At 63.6% G+C, this 17534-nt stretch carries 14 protein-coding genes and 1 tRNA gene; 9 read left to right on the forward strand and 6 right to left on the reverse strand.

The window, feature by feature from the left end:
- The first annotated feature begins 12 nt into the window (after positions 1-12).
- Genes MTBLM5_RS09820 through MTBLM5_RS09840 form a run of 5 tightly spaced genes read left to right on the forward strand, consistent with a single transcriptional unit; the run spans position 13 to position 6244 of the window.
- Positions 13-1779, forward strand: a complete 1767-nt coding sequence (locus MTBLM5_RS09820) for an extracellular solute-binding protein (RefSeq protein WP_173975945.1) — start codon at positions 13-15, stop codon at positions 1777-1779.
- 4 nt (positions 1780-1783) lie between these two features.
- Positions 1784-2878 (forward strand): microcin C ABC transporter permease YejB, encoded by a 1095-nt coding sequence (locus MTBLM5_RS09825; RefSeq protein WP_173975946.1) that lies wholly within the window; start codon positions 1784-1786, stop codon positions 2876-2878.
- Positions 2875-3891, forward strand: coding sequence for an ABC transporter permease (locus MTBLM5_RS09830; protein ID WP_173975947.1), 1017 nt, complete (start codon positions 2875-2877; stop codon positions 3889-3891). Before MTBLM5_RS09825 ends, MTBLM5_RS09830 begins: the two co-directional genes overlap by 4 nt.
- Entirely contained in the window at positions 3888-5498 is a 1611-nt protein-coding gene (locus MTBLM5_RS09835) for an ABC transporter ATP-binding protein (protein WP_173975948.1), read from the forward strand. Before MTBLM5_RS09830 ends, MTBLM5_RS09835 begins: the two co-directional genes overlap by 4 nt.
- A complete protein-coding gene (locus MTBLM5_RS09840; protein ID WP_173975949.1) occupies positions 5498-6244 on the forward strand; it encodes an EAL domain-containing protein in 747 nt (248 codons plus the stop codon). The genes MTBLM5_RS09835 and MTBLM5_RS09840 overlap by 1 nt, the downstream gene beginning before the upstream one ends.
- 90 nt (positions 6245-6334) lie before the next feature.
- Here MTBLM5_RS09840 and MTBLM5_RS09845 read toward each other — a convergent pair whose 3' ends face one another.
- From MTBLM5_RS09845 to MTBLM5_RS09855, 3 genes are all read right to left on the reverse strand, one after another.
- Entirely contained in the window at positions 6335-7282 is a 948-nt protein-coding gene (locus tag MTBLM5_RS09845; RefSeq protein WP_173975950.1) for an IS110 family transposase, read from the reverse strand.
- 263 nt (positions 7283-7545) lie between these two features.
- Positions 7546-9168, reverse strand: coding sequence for a SpoIIE family protein phosphatase (locus MTBLM5_RS09850; RefSeq protein ID WP_254430978.1), 1623 nt, complete (start codon positions 9166-9168; stop codon positions 7546-7548).
- A gap of 144 nt (positions 9169-9312) precedes the next feature.
- Entirely contained in the window at positions 9313-10527 is a 1215-nt protein-coding gene (locus tag MTBLM5_RS09855) for a 6-phosphofructokinase (protein WP_173975952.1), read from the reverse strand.
- Between the two features lie 236 nt (positions 10528-10763).
- Here MTBLM5_RS09855 and MTBLM5_RS09860 point away from each other — a divergent pair.
- The 4 genes from MTBLM5_RS09860 to MTBLM5_RS09875 all read left to right on the forward strand — a co-directional run bounded on the left by MTBLM5_RS09860 (position 10764) and on the right by MTBLM5_RS09875 (position 13099).
- Positions 10764-10837, forward strand: a tRNA-Gly gene (locus tag MTBLM5_RS09860).
- Between the two features lie 147 nt (positions 10838-10984).
- Positions 10985-11233, forward strand: coding sequence for a tyrosine-type recombinase/integrase (locus MTBLM5_RS09865; protein WP_173975953.1), 249 nt, complete (start codon positions 10985-10987; stop codon positions 11231-11233).
- A gap of 107 nt (positions 11234-11340) precedes the next feature.
- Positions 11341-11970, forward strand: coding sequence for a hypothetical protein (locus MTBLM5_RS09870; RefSeq protein WP_173975954.1), 630 nt, complete (start codon positions 11341-11343; stop codon positions 11968-11970).
- Positions 11971-11977: 7 nt separating this feature from the next.
- Complete coding sequence (locus MTBLM5_RS09875) at positions 11978-13099, forward strand: DUF262 domain-containing protein (protein WP_173975955.1); 1122 nt, start codon at positions 11978-11980, stop codon at positions 13097-13099.
- Positions 13100-13224: 125 nt separating this feature from the next.
- On the opposite strand, the gene MTBLM5_RS09880 is transcribed toward MTBLM5_RS09875, so the two are convergent.
- From MTBLM5_RS09880 to pyc, 3 genes are all read right to left on the reverse strand, one after another.
- The gene (locus tag MTBLM5_RS09880) at positions 13225-13548 is read right to left on the reverse strand and encodes a HigA family addiction module antitoxin (RefSeq protein ID WP_173975956.1); all 324 of its coding nucleotides are present in this window, start codon (positions 13546-13548) and stop codon (positions 13225-13227) included.
- A gap of 7 nt (positions 13549-13555) precedes the next feature.
- Positions 13556-13789 (reverse strand): type II toxin-antitoxin system RelE/ParE family toxin, encoded by a 234-nt coding sequence (locus tag MTBLM5_RS09885; protein ID WP_173975957.1) that lies wholly within the window; start codon positions 13787-13789, stop codon positions 13556-13558.
- Positions 13790-13986: 197 nt separating this feature from the next.
- Entirely contained in the window at positions 13987-17430 is a 3444-nt protein-coding gene (gene pyc, locus MTBLM5_RS09890) for a pyruvate carboxylase (protein WP_173975958.1), read from the reverse strand.
- Between the last annotated feature and the right edge of the window lie 104 nt (positions 17431-17534).

Consider the following 17534-nt stretch of genomic DNA (forward strand, 5'->3'; position numbering starts at 1 on the left):
CACTGAAGGCCCATGCGCATCCTGGCCTTCCTGCTCGCCCTGCTGCTCGCCGTGCCCGCCGCCGCCGAACCCCGGCACGGACTGGCCATGCATGGCGCCTTGAAATATCCGGCCGGATTTTCCCATTTCGACTTTGTGGTGCCCAACGCGCCCAAGGGCGGCGAGCTGAAGCTGGCCGACACCGATCCGTTCGATTCCTTCAATCCCTATATCGCCAAGGGGCAATCGCCCGACGGTATCGGGCTGGCCTATGACACCTTGATGGTGTCGTCGGACGACGAGCCGTTTTCGATGTACGGGCTGGTGGCGGAAAGTGTCGAGACCCCGCCCGACCGTTCGTGGGTGATCTTCACGCTGCGCCGGGAAGCGCGCTTTCATGACGGAAGGGGGGTGACGCCCGAGGACGTGATCTTCTCGCTGGACATCTTGCGCACCAAGGGCGCACCCAGCTACCGCTTCTATTATGCGGGAATCGAGCGGGCGGAGAAAGTCGGCGAGCGCGCCGTCAAGTTCACCTTCAAGCCCGGCGACAATCGCGAGATGCCGCTGATCCTGGGCGAGCTTCCCATTCTGCCCAAGCATTACTGGCAAGGCCGCGCCTTCGAGGAAACGACGCTGGAGCCGCCCTTGTCCAGCGGCCCCTACCGCGTCGCCAAGTTCGAGCCCGGCCGCTTCGTCACCTATGAACGGGTCAAGGATTACTGGGCCAAGGATTTGCCCGTGCGCAAGGGCCAGTTCAATTTCGACCGCGTCCGCTATGACGTCTACCGCGATTCGACGGTGGCGCTGGAAGCCCTGAAGGCCGGCGAATACGACATCCGGCCCGAGAACGAGGCCAAGAAATGGGCCTCGGGTTATCAGGATTGGGCCGCCCTGAAGGATGGCCGCGCCCGCAAGGAAAACTTCGCCCACCAGCGCCCGGCCGGCATGCAGGGTTTCGCCTTCAATCTGCGCCGGCCTTTGTTCACCGATATCCGGGTGCGCGAGGCCTTGGGCCTGGCCTTCGATTTCGAATGGGCCAACCGCACGCTGTTTTCCGGCCAGTACACCCGCACCCAATCCTATTTCGACAATTCCGAGCTGGCCGCCAAGGGCCTGCCCGACGCGGCCGAGCTGAAAATCCTGGAACCCCTGCGCGGCCAGATTCCCGACGCGGTCTTCACCAGCGAATTCCGCAGCCCGGTCACCGACGGGACCGGCTATGCCCGGGCCAACCTGAAACGGGCGGTGGCGTTGCTGGAAGCGGCCGGCTGGCAGGTGGTGGATGGTCGTCTGGTCGATGGTGCCGGCCAGCCCTTCGTCTTCGAGGTTCTGCTGAACTCGCCGGCCTTCGAGCGCATCGCCCTGCCGTGGGTCCGCAACCTGGCCCGGCTGGGCATTGAGGCCACGGTCCGCACCGTCGATTCCACCCAGTATGTCAACCGCGTGCGCGGCCACGATTTCGACGTCATCGTCATGAGCTGGGGGGCGTCCTTGTCGCCCGGCAACGAGCAGGCCAGCTATTGGACCAGCCAGGCGGCCGAGCAGAAGGGGGCGCGCAATGTCGGCGGCATCAAGAACCCAGCCATCGACAGGCTGGTCGAAAGCGTGATCTCGGCGCCCGACCGCGACAGTCTGGTGACGCGGACCCGGGCGCTGGACCGGGTGTTGCTGTGGAACCATTACGTGGTGCCGCAATGGCATATCCCCTATGATCGCGTCGCCTTCTGGGACAAATTCGGCATGCCGAAATCGGTTCCGATGAAGGGTTGGCAGATGCACACCTGGTGGATGAAATAAATCCATGCTCGCCTATGCCATCCGCCGCCTGATCCTGATCCCGGTCACCTTGCTGGGGATTTTGCTGGTCAATTTCGCCATCGCCCAGTTGGCCCCGGGCGGCCCGGTCGAGCAGGCCATCGCCCGCATCGAGGGCCATGCCGGGGCGGCATCGCGTATCGGCGGCGCCGGTTCGGACATTCAGGCCGCAGGTCCTGCGCGCGAGGGCACCACCGGCGCCTATCGCGGCGCTCAAGGCCTGGATGCCAAATATATCGCCGAGATCGAGAAGCAGTTCGGCTTCGACAAGCCGGCGCACCAGCGTTTCCTGATCATGGTCGGCAATTACCTGACCTTCGATTTCGGCAAAAGCTTCTATCGCGACGTGCCGGTGGTCGATCTGGTGCTGGAAAAGATGCCGGTGTCGGTGTCGCTGGGCCTGTGGACCACCTTGATCATCTATCTGGTGTCGATCCCGTTGGGCATCGCCAAGGCCCGGCGCGACGGCGGCACCTTCGACGTCGCCACCTCGTGGGCGGTGATCGTCGGCTATGCCGTGCCGGGCTTCCTGTTCGCCATCATGCTGATCGTGCTGTTCGCCGGCGGGCGATATGTCCAGTGGTTCCCCTTAAAGGGCCTGACCGGGCCGGACTGGGACACTCTGTCGGCGGCGGGCAAGGTCCTGGATTACCTGTGGCATCTGGCGTTGCCGGTCGCCGCCATGGTCATCGGCGGATTCGCCAGCCTGACGATGCTGACCAAGAATTCGTTCCTGGAAGAGATCAACAAGCAATATGTGATCACCGCCCGGGCCAAGGGCCTGACCGAAAACCAGGTGCTTTACCGCCACATCTTCCGAAACGCCATGCTGCTGGTGATCGCCGGCTTTCCGTCCGCGTTGGTGGGCATCTTGTTCGCCTCGTCCATTCTGATCGAGATCATCTTTTCGCTGGACGGCCTGGGCCTGCTGGGCTTCGAAGCGGTCAGCAACCGCGACTATCCGGTGATGTTCGGCACCCTTTACCTGTTCACCCTGCTGGGGCTGGTGCTGAACCTGGTGGGCGACCTGATGTATCACTGGGTCGATCCGCGCATCGATTTCGGGCGGAGGGATTCATGACCCCGTTGACCCGGCGCCGTCTTGAAACCTTTTGCCGCAACCGTCGCGGCTTCTGGTCCTTGTGGATCTTCCTGGGCGTCCTGGCGCTGTCGCTGGCGGCCGAGCTGATCGCCAACGACCGCCCGATCCTGGTGCGCTATGACGGCGCCTTCTATGTGCCGATGATCAAGGATTATCCGGAGGTCACCTTCGGCGGCGACTTCAAGACCGCCACCGATTACCGCGATCCCGCCGTCGCCGAACTGATCGATGCCAAGGGCTGGGCGCTGTGGCCGCCGGTGCGCTATTCCTTCGGCACCATCAACTACCTTGAACCGCGTCCCCATCCGGCCCCGCCCGGCGGCGGCAACTGGCTGGGCACCGACGACCAGGGCCGCGACGTGCTGGCCCGGCTGATCTATGGGCTCAGGCTGTCCTTGCTGTTCGGCCTGGCCCTGACCCTGGTCAGTTCCGTCCTGGGTGTGGCGGCCGGCGCGGTGCAGGGTTATTTCGGCGGCCGGGTCGATCTGGTCGGCCAGCGTTTCCTGGAAATCTGGGGCGGCCTGCCGCAACTGTTGATCCTGATCATCGTCGCCTCGGTGATCAGCCCGGGCTTCTGGACCTTGCTGTCGGTGCTTTTGCTGTTTTCCTGGACCAATCTGGTCGGAGTGGTCCGGGCCGAGTTCCTGCGGGCGCGCAATTTCGACTATGTCCGCGCCGCCCGGGCCTTGGGCATGAACGATGCCCGCATCATGGTCCGCCACGTCCTGCCCAACGCCGCCGTCGCCACGCTGACCTTCATGCCGTTCATCCTGAACGGCTCGATCGTGTCGCTGACGGCGCTGGATTTCCTGGGTCTCGGCCTGCCGCCGGGCTCGCCGTCGCTGGGCGAGCTGCTGAGCCAGGGCAAATCCAACCTGCACGCGCCCTGGCTGGGCATCACCGGCTTCCTGCTGGTGGCGGTGATCCTGTCCTTGCTGGTGTTCATCGGCGAGGCGGTGCGCGATGCCTTCGATCCCAGGAAGACCACATGACCGCGCCCCCGCTGCTGGAAGTCACCGATCTTCGCGTCCGTTTCGGCCAGGGCGACGGCGCGGTCGACGCGGTCAAGGGCATCGGCTTCACCCTGGAACGGGGCGAGACCCTGGCGCTGGTGGGCGAGTCCGGTTCGGGCAAGTCGGTGACCGCTTTGTCGATCCTGCAATTGCTGCCCTATCCGCGGGCAAGCCATCCCGGCGGCTCGATTCGCCTGAACGGGCAGGAACTGGTGGGCGCGCCCGAGCCGGTGATGCGCGCCGTGCGCGGCAACCGCATCGCCATGGTGTTCCAGGAACCGATGACCAGCCTGAACCCGCTGCATTCCATCGCGGCGCAGGTGGGCGAGGTCCTTGAAATCCATAAGGGCCTGCGGGGCGATGCCTTGCGGGCCCGGGTGGTCGAGCTTTTGACCCTGGTCGGCCTGCCCAACCCGGAACGCAGGCTGGGGGCGCTTCCGCATGAATTGTCGGGCGGCCAGCGCCAGCGGGTGATGATCGCCATGGCCTTGGCCTGCGAGCCCGACATCCTGATCGCCGACGAGCCGACCACCGCGCTGGACGTCACCATCCAGGCGCAGATCCTGGCGCTGTTGAAGGAACTGCAGGCGCGCCTTGGCATGGCGCTGTTGTTCATCACCCACGATCTGGGCATCGTCCGGCGCATGGCCGACCGGGTTTGCGTCATGAACCAGGGCGAGATCGTCGAAACCGGTCCGGTCGAGCAGGTGTTCACGGCGCCGGCCCATCCCTATACCGTCCGCCTGCTCGCCGCCGAGCCCCAGGGCCGCCCGCCGGCCCGCGGCGACAAGGCCGAACCGGTCCTCGAACTCACCGACCTCAGGGTCCATTTCCCGCTGAAGGCCGGCATCTGGGGCCGCACCATCGATTACGTCAAGGCGGTGGACGGGGTGTCGCTGACGCTTCGTCGCGGGCGCACCCTGGGGGTGGTGGGCGAATCCGGCTCGGGCAAGACCACGCTGGGGCTGGCGCTGTTGCGGCTGCAAGACAGCCAGGGCGCGATCCGTTTCGACGGCACCGATCTGCAGGGATTGGCGGCGGGCCGGCTGCGGCCGTTGCGCAGGCACATGCAGATGGTGTTCCAGGACCCCTATGGGTCCCTCAGTCCGCGCCTGTCGGTGGCCCAGATCATCGGCGAGGGGCTGGAGGTCCACCAGATCGGCGCCGATGCCGCCGAGCGGCGCGCCCTGATCGACCAGGCCCTGACCGAGGTCGGCCTGGACCCGGCCACCGCCGACCGTTATCCCCATGAATTCTCGGGCGGCCAGCGCCAGCGCATCGCCATCGCCCGCGCCCTGGTGCTGAAGCCGAAATTGATGGTGCTGGACGAGCCGACCAGCGCGCTGGACGTCTCGGTGCAGGCGCAGATCGTCGATCTGTTGCGCGACTTGCAAATCCGGCATTCCATCGCCTATCTGTTCATCAGCCACGATTTGCGCGTGGTGCGGGCCTTGGCCGACGAGGTGATGGTGATGAAGGATGGATTGGTGGTCGAGGCCGGCCCGGCCGAAACGCTGTTCGAAACGCCTCGGACCGATTACACCCGCGCCCTGATGGCGGCGGCTTTCGACCTGAGTGTGGTGTGATGGCCGACCGGGCAGCGTGCGGCGGCGGCTGCGCCGGGGGTGTCGATATCGACCTCCAGATGGCCTTTCAGCCCATCGTCGATCTGCCGGAGCGCCGGATTCATGGTTACGAGGCCTTGGTGCGCGGCCCCAACGGCGAAGGGGCGGCCTGGGTGCTGGCCCAGGTCACCGATGCCAACCGCTATGCCTTCGACCAGGCCTGCCGGGTCAAGGCGATCGAGTCCGCGGCCAGCCTGGGTCTGGATCGTCGGCTGGGCATCAACTTCATGCCCAACGCCGTCTACCACCCCGAGGCCTGCCTGCGCCTGACCCTGGCGGCGGCGGCCGAACACGGCTTCCCGCCCGAACTGATCACCTTCGAATTCACCGAGGACGAACGCATCGGCGACCACGCCCACATCACGGCGATCATCGAAACCTATCGTCGCCATGGCTTCATCACCGCGCTGGACGATTTCGGCGCCGGCTTCGCCGGCCTGTCGCTGCTGGCCGACTTCCAGCCGGACAAGATCAAGATCGATCGCCACCTGGTCACCAACATCGACGCCGATCGGCCGCGCCAGGCCATCGTTCAGGGGCTGGTGGTGACCGCCAAGGTGCTGGGCATATCGTTGGTGGTGGAAGGGGTGGAACGGCCCCAGGAACGCGATTGCCTGCTGGACCTGGGGATCGGCCAGTTCCAGGGCTACCTGTTCGCCCGCCCGGCCATCGGCCGATTGGTGGCGGAAGACGAAATTTCGTGGTGATCAACCGGCCTAGAGCAGATTTCGATCAATCGAAACCTGCTCTGGTTTGCATGATGCGCCCCGTGCCGGGCCCGCTCAGCAACTGTCTTGTCAGGCTGTCTGTTCAGCGGGCCAGGGCTTGCCGTCTCGGACGATTGCATTGAGGATGGTGACCAGTTTGCGGACGCAGGCAATGATGGCGACCTTCTTTGGCTTCCCTTTGGCGACAAGGGTGTCCTTGAAGGTGCGCAGGATTTTGTTGTGGGTCATGGCGACCAGGGCCGCCATGTAGAGCACCATTCTGACCTGTGGTCGACCTCCGGCGATGGCGCGGTGGCCTTTGATGCCGCCGCTGTCGCGGTTGAAGGGGGCGACGCCGACCAATGCGGCGATCTGCCTGCGGGTCAGGCACCCCAGTTCCGGCAGGTTGGCGAGAAGGGTGATGGCGGAGATCGGTCCCACCCCTGGAACGCTGCAAATCAAGGCAAATAAGCCCTTCAGGCGGGCGGAAGCGTTGACGGTCGCCATCATGCTGGCCTCGATCTTCTCTAGGTCTGCCGCGATCGCCTTGAGGCGGCTGGCGGCTGATCGCCGAACCAGGGCGTCGCGGAAATGCGGCATCTGGTTGGTCAGGCGCGTGCGTTCGTCGATCAGTTGGCGCCGGTAGAGCAGGAGCTCCGACAGGCGGCTTTCCTCGGCTGGCGGCACCGGGGTCGGGGCGGGCTGACGGACACGCCCAAACTCGGCCAGCATCGCGGCGTCGATGGCGTCGGTCTTGGCCCGCTTGCCCATCGCCCGGATGAACTGGCGCACCTCGACGGGGTTGACCACCGACGTCGGAATCGCCGCCCGGGTCAGGGTTTCGTGGGCCAAGCGTTCATAGCCGCCGGTGGCCTCCATGATGACGTGAGCATGGGGAACATTCCGAAGCTGGCGCCGCAGGGCCGCCAGGCCCATACGGGTGTTGGCGATCGTCAGGGTGTCGCCGGTGCCTGGGATAAAGACCTCGATCTGGGCTTTGCCAATGTCGAGGCCGATGAATTGCGTCGTCTGGTCCATCGTCCGTCCCTGTCTCGTGATTTCGGCCTCTTGCGCCGGACAACTGTTCGGGCTTACGAGATGGGGCGAGACGGGAACCACACTGAGCGACGGGAATGCTGGCCCTAAACGCCTTCGGTCTCCGCCTCGCCGAACGCGGGGGGATGGCCATCCCCCCGCGTTCATCCTTTCGGACGGACTATTCTTATCGGATTTTCAAGACACGAATCGCCGCGCGGGCTTGTCGCGGATTGAAATCTCGTCCAGATCGTTGGAAATCCGCTCTAAAGCGGCCTGAAGGCGACGAAGGTCATGTCGTCGCGGCGGCGTTCGTCGCCGCGCCATTGGCCCAGGCGCTGGAACAGCAGATCCATCTGCTCGGTCAACGGCCGGTCGGCATTCTCGGCCAGCATCTGCTGCAGGCGGCGGCGCCCGAACAGTCGGCGGTTCTCGCCGCCGACCTGGTCGATCACCCCGTCGGTGAACAGATAGAACGCGGTGCCCGGCTCGCAGGCCAATTGGTGCGAGGTGAAGCGGTAATCCTCGGGGCTGTCCTGATAGCCCAGGCTCATGCGGTCGCCGCGCAAAAGCTCGATCTCGCCGCCCTTGCCCACCAGCAAGGGCAGATTGGCGCCGGCCCAGGTGACGGTGCCGGCGCCGCGATCGATCACGCAGATGCCGGCATCCAGGCCGTCATTGGACACCGCCGTCTCGCGGTCCTGGCGCAAGGCCGATTTCACCAGCCGGTTCAACTGGGTCAGGATCTCGGCCGGGTCGTCGTGGCCGTGATGGTGCAGCACGCGCGAGAAGCTGGACGCCACCACCGCCGTCATGAAGGCACCGGGCACGCCGTGGCCGGTACAGTCCATCACCGCGATGACGCCGCGATTGCCGAAGGTGCCGGCCCAGTAATAATCGCCGCCGACCATGTCCAGCGGCTGCCAGCCGATGGCCAATTCATCCACCAGCCCGGCCAGCGCGCCCTGGTCGGGCAGCAGCGCGGTCTGGATGCGGCTGGCGTAACGGATGCCGTCGTTGATATCGCGCGAGGCGCGCTCCAACTCGGCGTTGGCGATGTTGAGCTGGGCCAGGGCGCGTTCCACCCCTTCCTTCTCGCGGGCCAACTCGGCGGTGCGCTCGGCGACGCGGCGCTCCAGCGTGCGGGCCAGGCTGGCCAGCTCGCCCTCGGCCTTGTCGCGGGCGTCCAGGTTGGATTGCGCCCCCGTCAACATGGCGTTGACATTGCCGACCAGCAGCCCCAGCTCGTCGCGGTCGTGGTGGCGCGGCAGGCTGACCAGGGCGGTGCCGGGCTTCGACGGATCGACCCGGCCGATGGCCGCCGAGATCTTCAAAAGCGGCTTGGTGATCAGGATGTAGAAGACCGCCACCATCAGCACGCACAAAAGCGTGGCCCGCACCGCGCCGGACCAGATGGTGGCGGTGACCTGGCCAAGCCAGCTGTTCATCAAGGTGTTGGAATCCAGGGTCAGTTCCAGCGTGCCGACGGTGGTCAAGCTGCCGTCGGGGGCGCGCGATTCGAGGGTCTGACGGTGGCGGGTGACGTCGCCGAACAGCCGCTCGGCGGTGGACGGCATCGGCGACACCGTCTTGGCCCGCACCATATGGCCCAGATTGCCGCCGAAATTGTCGAGAAGCCGCACCTCGGTCACCGCCTCGGCGCGGAACAGCCCGCCCACCACTTCGCCGGCCAGATCGGCCGACAATTGATAGGCCGCCTCGATGGCCAGGCCGCGCACCAGCTGCAGGTCGTCCTGGGTGGATTGCAGCGTGCGGGCGTGCAGGCGCTGATATTCGGCGTAAAGTTCCCAGCCGCTGATGCCCAGCCCGACGCCCAGGGCGATCACCAGGGTCGCGAAGGCCTGCTTGAACGACAATCCGTCAAGCACCCCCACCTGCCCGGGTGGCCGGGCAGCGAGCGATTCGGGTGAAGGGGGGGCGGAGTGCAAGCGGGTGATTTCCATCGACGGAGGGGCCTAGTCGAGACCCCTCCATAGATAGCGCGTTTTGGCCCCGGCGCAAACAGCCGCCGGTTATTTGCCCAACACCTTCGGCACGTGATTGGTCCGCAGGCGGAAGGCGTCGGGCATGCCCGAGCCCAACAATGGGCGCAGATACATACGAAAGGCGTCGGTGACGCCGTTGCCCTCGGCGTTGATGAACTCGTCCTCCATCACCCGGGTCTTGCCGGCCACCGCTTCCAGCGGCTGCAGCTTGTACTCGACCGAATAGAAGCCGGTGCGCTCGATCGCCACCGAGCCGTCCTGCTGACCCCACATGGCGTATTGCACCGCCTTCTCGCCGACCTCGCGGGCCTCGCGCTGATCGACGTCGGAAACGCAGCCGACGAAGGACCGTTGCAGATAGCCGAAGGTATCGGCGCGCACCCGCTTGATGCCCAGCTTGGTCTTGATCTCCTCGGCCAGCAGGTCGCCCAGGGCGCCGGTGCCCGACAGCTGCACGTTGCCGTGGGCGTCGTGCTCGACCTCTTTGGCCAGCTGGGTGATGATCGGCTGGCCCTTGTCGTCGTGGATGCCTTCCGACACGGCGATGACGCAGCGGCCGTACTTGTCCTGGGTGGCCTTGACGTCGGCCAGGAACTTGTCGAGCACGAAGGTCCGTTCCGGCACATAGATCAGGTGCGGGCCGTCGTCGGGGAACTTCTTGCCCAGCGCCGAGGCGGCGGTCAGGAAGCCGGCATGGCGACCCATCACCACGGCCAGATAGACACCGGTCAGGGCGGCATTGTCCAGATTGGCGCCCATGAAGCCTTGCGCCACGAAGCGCGCCGCCGATGGGAAGCCCGGGGTGTGGTCATTGCCGACCAGATCGTTGTCGATGGTCTTGGGGATGTGGATGCAGCGCAGCGGATAGCCGGCGCGGCGGGCTTCTTCCGAGACGATCCTGACGGTGTCGGACGAATCGTTGCCGCCGATATAGAAGAAATAGGCGATGCCGTGCGCCTGCAGGACCTTGAAGATCTCCTGGCAATATTTGAGGTCGGGCTTGTCGCGGGTCGAGCCCAGGGCCGAGGACGGCGTGCCGGCGACCATTTCCAGGTTGTGGGTGGTTTCCTGGGTGAGATCCAGGAAGTCCTCGTTGATGATGCCGCGCACGCCGTGATAGGCGCCATAGACCAGATCGACGTTGCGGAATTTTCTGGCCTCGAGCACGACGCCGGCCATGCTTTGATTGATGACCGCAGTCGGCCCGCCACCTTGGGCCACCAGCACCTTACCGTGCAACATGGGACCTCCCTTTCTGCCTTGTCTTTGTCTTTTCAGTGTGTTCGCCGATGACGATAGGCCCTATCGCGGCGCAGCAACCAGGGGGAAAATGATGATTGATTCTTCTGAGTGGGGAGGCTTCAGGAAACAAGCCGCCCCTTCGGGCGACGGCCGGGCGGGTGCGATCCCCCCACCCGCTCGATCACCCTCTTGCCGACGACAGGCCAAGACGACATAATGCCGGTCCCTTCGGGGATGCGGGTGTAGCTCAATGGTAGAGCAGAAGCTTCCCAAGCTTACGACGAGGGTTCGATTCCCTTCACCCGCTCCAGCCTCTTTCGCTTCGAAATCAATACCTTAACCGAAACCGGCCATGCCCGGCGATGCCGCGTTATGCCTGTTTCTGCCTATGGTTTGATGACTTGGTGATGACCTGGGCGCTTACAAGCGCCCTTACATCGGCAGGCGGGAGGAAGCGATGAGGAAGGATGCCGGCCTCAGGGCCAAGCTCACCAAATCCGCCATCGACAAGATTGCCGATTGCCACATCCACGACCTGCGCCACACCTTCGCAAGCCTCACCGCCCGCCAGGGCGTGCCGCTACAGGTGGTTGGCGGGTTGCTGGGGCATAGCGACCACAAGACCACCAGCCGGCATTTGCATCTGTATGATGATTCACTCCGAGCGGGGGCGGCAGCTATTTCGGCAATTTTTAAGGCGGGCTAGATGGGTGGGCGGATTGCTATACCGTTATAGAGGTATCCGTGGACAACCCGTAATGCCAAGCCAGCCTTGAACATAACTATTGATAGATGCGCTGCGACGGGGCCACAATGGGTTCAACAGATGGGCAGAACTGGCTTTCTTCGTATATGACGACCGCAGCTCTTGAGTCCCTGAAAAAATCACTTCGGGAGATCGGGACCCTCTATCGGAGCCGGTTAGACCGTGCGCGCCGCCTCTTCATTGAGGAGAGAGCCTGCGCTTTAAAGGGCCTCCGGGATGTCGAGTATTCTGTCAAGCAAGATGTGGCGCAATTCTTCAGAATTAGCTATGCTTCTGTTTGCTTTACTGGTTCGGCTCAGCTTGGATTCAGTATACTCAAGAACAAGATGTTCCAGCCCGGCATTTCGGACCTCGACGTTGCCTGCGTTAGCGCGGACCTGTTTCAAGACAGTTGGACAGACGTGATCACATCCACGCGCGCATTTACTGACGAGACAAAATTCTCAGGGCTGAGTCGGGACGAAATTGATTTGTTTAAACAGAGCATTCTGCGGAGGGGGATGATAAGGGTTTCCCTCATGCCGAGATCTGAAATTAGCCGAGAGTGGCAGGGTTTTGAGCAAAAGCTTACGAGGAAATACGCTCCTTATTTTGGCGAAATCTCTATTGCTGTTTATATGAACGAATATGCTTTCTGCTGGAAGCAAGACGCCGCATTAGCCGGATTTTTCAAGTAGGTGACGCATGGAAAATGATCTTCGCTTTCAAGTGCGATCTCGCGAGATCGTCGATCTTTACTCTGCCATGCGGAATGCCCGCCTTATACTCACGCCATATTTTCAGAGAAATTTGGTTTGGAGGGACGCTCACAAGCGCGACTTCATTGACACCATATTAAAGGGCTATCCGTTCCCGCAAATATTCCTTGCACGCGGCCCAATAGACTTGGAAACGATGGAGGCCTATCAGTGCGTCGTGGACGGGCAACAGAGGCTTAATACGATACGCGAATTCATTGAGGGCAAACTTGATGTTGATGGCAAGCAGTTCTCCGACCTAACTCCGAAGGAGAAAGAGGGTTTCCTGAAGTATGAAATCGCGGTTATCGATTTCGATTTGGATGCTGGGGACCCTAGGCTGAAAGAGATTTTTCACCGTCTGAACAGAACATACTACTCCCTATCTGCCATCGAGAAAATTGCATCCGAGTACAGCGCGTCGGAATTTCTCCTCGTCGCCAGGGTGCTATGCGGTGAGATTACGAAGCAGGCGTTCATGACTGACGACGAACTCATCGATGTAGATGACTCGGCAGAAGAAGGCGACCCCGAGGCCAACAGTTTTGCTCGCGACCCAGGAATCGATGAAGGCGCTTGGAATTGGCTATTGGAGAAGGCGGATGGACCATTCGCGATGCTGATTCAGAACCGTGCGATCTTCACAAGACTAGAGTTTGATAGAAAAGTGCCGCTGATGTTCACCTTGAATATAATGTGCACATATCTCTCCGGTTACTATAATCGAAACGACAAGGTGAGAAAGTTCCTTGAGGATAAGAACAGTGAGTTTCATGAAAAGGAAGAGGTCATAAATGCGCTAAACGAGGCTGCGGGCTTTATCCATCTAATGGACCTTCCAAACGACTCCATGTGGTGGAATAAGGCTAACTTCTTCAGTCTCGTCTGTGAGCTTTCCCGCAACACGGCTATTAAGGCCCTGGGGGCTCCAGTTGTTGGCGGAAAGTTGCTCTCCTTCGCCAATGCTGTGCCCCAAAACTACAGCCTTGCGGCACGGGAAGCTGTCGGACGCAAGAGCCAGCGCGAACTCCGAGGATCAGCAATTCGCACTGCCATTCTTGGGGGCTAGTCACCCGCGCGGGCCCCACACTCATCCGGCAGGGGTGATCCGGGACTGGTGTCGCGGTTGACGTTGATGGCACCAGTTGAAACTGGCGAAACCGGGGGGCAGCGAAACCGGTGGAGGAAACGGGGTCAGAGTCCGTTTTCCGCCCCGCGATTCCCCAGCATCCCAATCCCCTCCAACACCCCCGCCAATTCCACCCGCGCACACTTCACCTCATACATCCCCTGCAACCGCATCCAATAGCCCGGCCCGGTGCCGAAGGCTTGCCCCAACCTTAGCGCCATCTGCGCTGTCACACCCCGCTGACCATTCAGGATGGCCGTCACGGCGTTGGGCGGCACGCGGATGTGGTCGGCGAATTTACGGGCGCTCATGGACAGCGCTTCAAGTTCGTCTTTCAGGATTTCGCCGGGATGGACCGGGGGCAGGTTGTCGATGGCGGGAATGGTCATGGCTGCCTCAGTGGTAATCGACGATTTCAACGTCCACGGCGTCGCCGAGAACCATCAGCGGGTCTTTGCCGGTCGGATTCTCGGCGAAGGCCCATCGGAAGCAAATGCGCCACCGATCATTGATGCGGATGCTGCACTGGTCGGGACGGTCGCCGCCCAGCGCCTCGAAGCGATTGGACGGCGGGTTGCGCAGTTCCACCAGCCGGACGGCGGCTTTCCCCATGTCCTCCACCTCCGGCATGGTGCCAGGTCCCGGGAACAATCCGTCACCGATCTCTCGGAACGGACACCCAGTAAGATCAACCGGTTGCCGTGGTCTGAAACGGCGGCGGCGCCACTCGTTTGCCTATTTGTAAGGCGGGACGCCTCTCTGGTCCGATCCCCCGCCAACAATCCGGCCGATCCCGCTCGTTGGGCCGGGCCGGCCGACAGTCCTCTCTACTCCACCACCATCAGCAGGTCCTTGGTGTCGATCTGCTGGCCCGGCGCCACGGCGACCCGCTTGACCGTGCCGGCCCGTTCGGCGCGCACCGCCGTTTCCATCTTCATCGCCTCGATGGCCAGCAACAGGTCGCCCTTTTCGACCGCGGCGCCTTCGCGCACCGCCACGCTGACCACCAGGCCGGGCATCGGGGCGGCGACGTGGGCCGGGTTGCCGTCTTCCGCCTTGGGCTGGGCCGGGCGTGACGGCGCCACCGACTTGTCGGCCACCTTGACGGTGCGCGGCTGCCCGTTCAGTTCGAAGAACACCTTGCGCTGGCCGTCCTCGTCGGCTTCCGCCGTGGCCAGATAGCGGATGATCAGGCTCTTGCCCTTTTCCAGGTCGACGCTGATCTCCTGGCCCGGCTCCATGCCGTAGAAGAATACCGGCGTCGGCAGCACGCTGACGTCCGAGAACTTCTTCTTGGTGAAGGCATAGTCACGGAACACCTTGGGATACATCAGGTAGGACGCGAACTCGTCGTCGCTGACATGGCGGGCCACCTGCTTTTCGGCCTCGGCGCGCAATGTGTCCAGGTCGGCCGGCGGGGTCACGGCGCCGTAACGCTGGGTGAAGGGCTTCTCGTCCTTCAACACCTTGCGGCTCAGCGCCTCGGGCCAGCCGCCCGGCGGCTGCCCCAGTTCGCCGCGGAACAATTGCACCACCGATTCGGGGAAGGCGATTTCCTTGTCGGGGTCGGCGACGTCTTCGGCGGAAAGACCGGTGGTCACCATCATCAAAGCCATGTCGCCCACCACCTTGCTGGTCGGCGTCACCTTGACGATGTCGCCGAACAGGCGGTTGACGTCGGCATAGGCGTGCGACACCCGGTCCCACTTTTCCTCAATGCCGAGGCTTTTCGCCTGCTGGCGCAGGTTGGTGTACTGGCCGCCGGGCATTTCGTGCAGATAGACTTCCGCCGTCCCGGCCTTGATGTCTGCCTCGAAGGCGGAATATTGGCGCCTGGCGTGTTCCCAGTAAAGGGCGATGCGGTCCATGGAATCCTGGTCCAGGCCGGGATCGCGCGGATGGCCCTTCAGGGCGGCGCGGATCGAGCCCAAGGGCGGCTGGCTGGTGGTGCCGCTCATGGAATCCATGGCGCCATCGACGGCATCGATTCCGGCATCGACCGCCGCCAGCACGCTGGCCGCCGACAGGCCCGAAGTGTCGTGGGTGTGGAAGGCGATGGGGATCGAGATTTCCTCTTTCAGCGCCTTGAACAGCATGGATGCGGCGCGCGGGCGGACCAGCCCGGCCATGTCCTTGACCGCCAGGATGTGGGCGCCGGCCTTCTCCAACTGCTTGGCCAGGCCGACATAATATTTCAGGTCGTATTTCGGCCGGGCCGCATCGCCGATATCGCCGGTATAGCAGATGGCCGCCTCGCACACGGCGCCGGTCTCGATCACCGCGTCCATGGCGAAGCGCATGTTCTCGACCCAGTTCAGGCAGTCGAACACCCTGAACACGTCCAGGCCGGCCTTGGCGGCCCGCTCGATGAAGTACTTGACCACGTTGTCGGGATAGTTGGTGTAGCCGACCCCGTTGGCCGAGCGCAGCAGCATCTGGGTCAGCAGGTTGGGCATGGCGGTGCGCAATTGCGCCAGCCGGTCCCATGGGTCCTCGGTCAAGAAGCGCATGGCGACGTCGAAGGTGGCCCCGCCCCAGCATTCCACCGAGAACAGATCGGGCAGCATCTTGGCGTAAGCCGGCGCGATCTTGACCAGATCATGGGTGCGCATGCGGGTGGCCAGCAGCGATTGGTGGGCGTCGCGCATGGTGGTGTCGGTCAGCAGCACCCGGTCTTGCGCCAGCATCCAGTCGGCCAGGCCCTTGGCGCCCTGTTCGGCCAGGATCTGCTTGGTGCCGGATGGAATGTCGCCAAGCGGCAGATGGGGCAGGGGCGGCGCGTATTCCTGGTGCGGTCGGGTGCTGCCCTTGACCTCGGGGTGGCCGTTGACCATCACCTCGGCGACGAAGGACAGCAAACGGGTGGCGCGGTCCTTGCGGGCGGAATGATGGAACAGTTCCGGCGTTTCGTCGATGAAGCGGGTGGTGTACTCGCAGGCGACGAAGCGCGGATGGGCGATGACGTTTTCCAGGAAGGTCAGGTTGGTGTTGACGCCGCGGATGCGGAACTCGCGCAGCGCGCGGTCCATGCGGGCGATGGCCTCGTCGGGGGTCGACGCCCAGGCGGTGACCTTTTCCAGCAGCGAATCGTAATGCCTGGTGATCAGCGCCCCGGAAAAGGCGGTGCCGCCATCCAGGCGGATGCCGAAGCCGTTGGCGCCGCGATAGGCGGTGATGCGGCCGTAATCGGGGATGAAATTGTTGGACGGGTCCTCGGTGGTGACGCGGCACTGGATGGCGTGGCCGTTCAGGCGGATGTCGGCTTGGCGGGGCACGCTGGAACCGGGCGCCCCGATGGGCGCGCCGCCGGCGATCAGGATCTGCGACTTGACGATGTCGATGCCGGTGACGACTTCGGTGACGGTGTGCTCGACCTGGACGCGGGGATTGACCTCGATGAAATAGAAGGCGCCGGTATCGGCATCCATCAGGAACTCGACGGTGCCGGCGTTCTGATAGCTGACGGCGCGGCCCAGCTTCATGGCGGCGGCGCACAATTCGTCGCGCTGGCGTTCGGACAGATAGGGGGCGGGCGCGCGTTCCACCACCTTCTGATTGCGGCGCTGGACCGAGCAATCGCGCTCGAACAGATGGACCAGATTGCCGTGGGCATCGCCGATGATCTGCACTTCCACATGGCGGGCGCGGCGCACCAGCTTTTCCAGATAGACCTCGTCATTGCCGAAGGCGGACTTGGCCTCGCGCCGGGCGGTGGCGACCAGTTCGATCAGCTGGGTGTCGTCCTCGATCACCCGCATGCCGCGGCCGCCGCCGCCCCAACTGGCCTTCAGCATCAGGGGATAGCCGACATCGGCCGCCAGCTTCAGGCAGGCCTGGTCGTCATGGGGCAGCGGGCCGGTGGCCGGCATCACCGGCACGCCGGCCGCGACGGCGGCGTTGCGGGCCGACACCTTGTTGCCCAACAGGCGCATGACGTCGGAAGACGGCCCGACGAAGGTCAGGCCGGCGGCTCGGGCTGCGTCGGCGAAATCGGGGTTTTCCGACAGGAAGCCATAGCCGGGATGAACGCCGTCGGCGCCGGATTCACGCGCGACGCGGATCATCTCGTCGGCGGACAGATAGGCCTCGATGGGGCCCAGTCCGGTGCCGATCAGATAGCTTTCGTCGGTCTTGAAGCGGTGCAGCGCGAAGCGGTCCTCGGTCGAGTAGACCGAAACGGTCTTCAGGCCCAGCTCGGTGGCGGCGCGCGCGATGCGGATGGCGATCTCGCCGCGATTGGCGATCAGAAGCTTGGTGATGGGCTTGGACATGAAGGCCGCCTGTTCAAAGGTTGTCAGAGCCGGTTCATCCGGCATTTTTCGCGCGCTATACACAGAAAACCACCAGCGCCATCCTGGCAACCGCCCGTATGGGC

It is taken from the genome of Magnetospirillum sp. LM-5 (genome assembly GCF_902729445.1).
Classification (GTDB): domain Bacteria; phylum Pseudomonadota; class Alphaproteobacteria; order Rhodospirillales; family Magnetospirillaceae; genus Magnetospirillum.